The organism is Mesorhizobium sp. M1A.F.Ca.IN.022.07.1.1, assembly GCF_003997575.1.
GTDB lineage: Bacteria > Pseudomonadota > Alphaproteobacteria > Rhizobiales > Rhizobiaceae > Mesorhizobium.
Map to the genome: position 1 here is coordinate 1 of NZ_RZST01000532.1, position 2582 is coordinate 2582.

The 2582-nt window shown below is 63.5% G+C and carries 3 protein-coding genes; 2 read left to right on the top strand and 1 reads right to left on the bottom strand.

Annotated elements, in window-relative coordinates:
* Positions 1–638, top strand: a 638-nt coding sequence (locus EOA75_RS31700; RefSeq protein WP_164747711.1) for a Gfo/Idh/MocA family oxidoreductase, incomplete at its 5' end; no start/stop codon positions are given.
* A 34-nt stretch (positions 639–672) separates the two neighbouring features.
* Here the strand turns inward: EOA75_RS31700 and EOA75_RS31705 are convergent.
* On the bottom strand, positions 673–1695 hold the full coding sequence (locus EOA75_RS31705) for a LacI family DNA-binding transcriptional regulator (protein WP_127326052.1): 1023 nt from the start codon (positions 1693–1695) through the stop codon (positions 673–675).
* 219 nt (positions 1696–1914) lie between these two features.
* Here EOA75_RS31705 and EOA75_RS31710 point away from each other — a divergent pair.
* A partial coding sequence (locus EOA75_RS31710; protein WP_127326053.1) for a PfkB family carbohydrate kinase occupies positions 1915–2582 on the top strand: 668 nt, incomplete at its 3' end.

Below are 2582 nucleotides of genomic sequence, written 5' to 3' on the forward strand. Positions count from 1 at the left end.
ACTATCAGCCGGGCGGCGGTCCAGTGTTCGACATGGGGCCATACTACCTGACGATGCTGGTCAACCTGCTCGGCCCGGTCGCCCGCGTCATGGCGATGACGACGCGCGGTCAGGACGAGCGCCTGATCACCGCCGAAGGCCCTTACAAAAACACCAGCTTCAGGGTCGGCACGCCGACCAACATCCTGTCGCTGCTCGAATTCCACTGCGGCGCCACCGTCACCTTCGGCGCCTCCTGGGACGTCTTCAAGCATTCCAACCATCCGATCGAGCTGCACGGGACGGAAGGCTCGCTCAGGCTACCCGATCCCGACACGTTTGGCGGCACGGTCTCGCTATCGGCGCACGGCGCCGACTGGAAGGATTTCGAGAGCGAAGGCGAGCTCTACGGCGCGCGCAACTGGCCCTATGCCGCACCGGACCGCGCCAACTATCGCATGCTCGGCGTCGCCGACTTGGCGCGGTCGCTGTTGGAAGGGCGCAGACCCCGCGCGTCCGGCGAACTGGCGCTGCACGTGCTCAAGGTCATGGAAGCGATCCTCGCCTCCGGCGAAAGCCGGAACTCCGTCGCCGTCGTCGGCTCGGTCGACCAGCCGCCGCTGCTCGGCGAAGACGAGGCGGCGAGCCTGCTTGCCTGAGGCGCCGTGATCGCCCAGCGGGAGTTCGGTATCCCTAGGCCGACTGGCGCATCACCAGCGTCGCGTCGAGATTGACCTTCGCCGCGACGGGCGCGCCGTCCTCGTCGAGCAGGGTAAGCAGCGTCTCGACGCTGCTTCCGGCCATCGCCGCGAAATCTTGCGCCATGGTGGTGAGCGCCGGGCAGGTGTAGCGGCTGAGCGGATGATCGTCATGCGCAGCCACCCGCAGGTCACAATCCGCCTTGCGGCCGACCTTCAGCCCTTTCGAGAAGGCGGCCGCCATCACGCCGAAGGCGAGACGATCGTTGGCGCACAATATGGTCTTGCCCGGCAGGCCGCCATTGCCGAGCAGCTTTTCCGTCTGTTCGTAGCCGATCCGTTCGAACTCCCATGTGTAGTCGTCGGTATTGCCGAAGACGAGCGGCTCCTGCCCGAGCCGCTTCATGGCATTGACATAACTCTCCACCCGCTCGCGCGAATTATGATTGACGTGCGGAATATCGAAATAGACCGGGGCATCGCCCGAGCGGCAGAGATAGTCGACGATGGTCGACATGCTCTGCACATTGTTGTTGCCGACGAAAGGCGTGCCGCCTTCGAGATAGGTGTCGAAATGGACAATCGGGATCGCCTGCGTCAGCTTCTCGATCGCTCGCTGGTCCGAGCGCCGGCCGAGCGGTGCTATCAGCGCGCCGGAGACCTTCAACGACAAGATCGTCCGCGTCGCCTCGGCTTCCAGTTCGCTCGATCCATGCGAGGAAATGACGATCGGCCAATAGCCTTCGTCGCGTAGCCTGAGTTCGATGCGGCTGACCATCTCGGAATAGAACGGGTCGGTCACCGTCGGCACGACGATGCCGATGCTGCGGGTGCGCTTGCGGTTGAGGTTTCGCGCGAACAGATTGGGCTGATAGTCGGACGAGCGCAGCGCATCCTCGATGCGTTTTCGCGTCGCCGGCTTGACGCTGGTCGGATCGTCGAAGAATTTCGACAAGGTCGGCCTGGAGACGCCGCAGGAACGGGCGAACTCCTCCATCGTCTTGTGAGTCATCGGCATCCAAACCCTCGCGGCATGGAACCTCGCTCCCATGGCGCTGCTCCGGCGCTCATACGGCGCATCGGCGTGCGTCTGCAAGTTGAAACTTTACAGGAAGCTCCGCAAGTTTCAACGCGTCCGGAGAAATTATTCCATGCGTAAATTTATTAATTGACGTGAAAAAGAGGGGGCCGTATTCCAAGCCCTAAAGCCATGCATGGCGAATGCCGGGAGGACGTGATGAAGAAGCTGGTCTCAGCCGGCGAGATCCTCGTCGAGATCATGGCGGAATCAATCGGCCAGAGCTTCCTCGAGCCCGGTCCGCTGGCCGGCCCCTTTCCGTCCGGCGCCCCGGCGATCTTCATCGGCCAAGCGGCGGCGCTCGGCCAGCCTGCGGGTCTCATCGGCGCCGTCGGCGGGGACGATTTCGGCCAGTTGAACATCGACCGGCTCAGCGCGCTCGGCGCCGACGTTTCGGCAATCGCCGTCCGTGAAGGCCATGCAACCGGCACCGCCTTCGTCGCCTACCGGACCGATGCATCCAGGCATTTTGTTTTCAATATCCGGAACAGCGCCGCCGGCCTTTTGGAAATGGACGATGCCGCCAAGCGGCTCTTGGCCGGAGCCGATCATGTCCATGTCATGGGCTCTTCGCTTTTTTCCGATCGCGCCACCGACGTCGCACTCGCCGCGATCGCGGCCGTGAAGGCCAAGAGCGGCACGGTGTCCTTCGATCCGAACATCCGTCGCGAGATCATGCAGGCGTCCGGCACGCGTCAGGCGCTCGATCATGTGCTCGCGCAGACAGATGTCTTCCTGCCGAGCGGCAACGAACTGTTCCTTTTCTCCTCCGCCAGCGACGAACAGGCCGCGGTCCGCGAATTGCTGGGGCGAGGCATCTCCTGCAT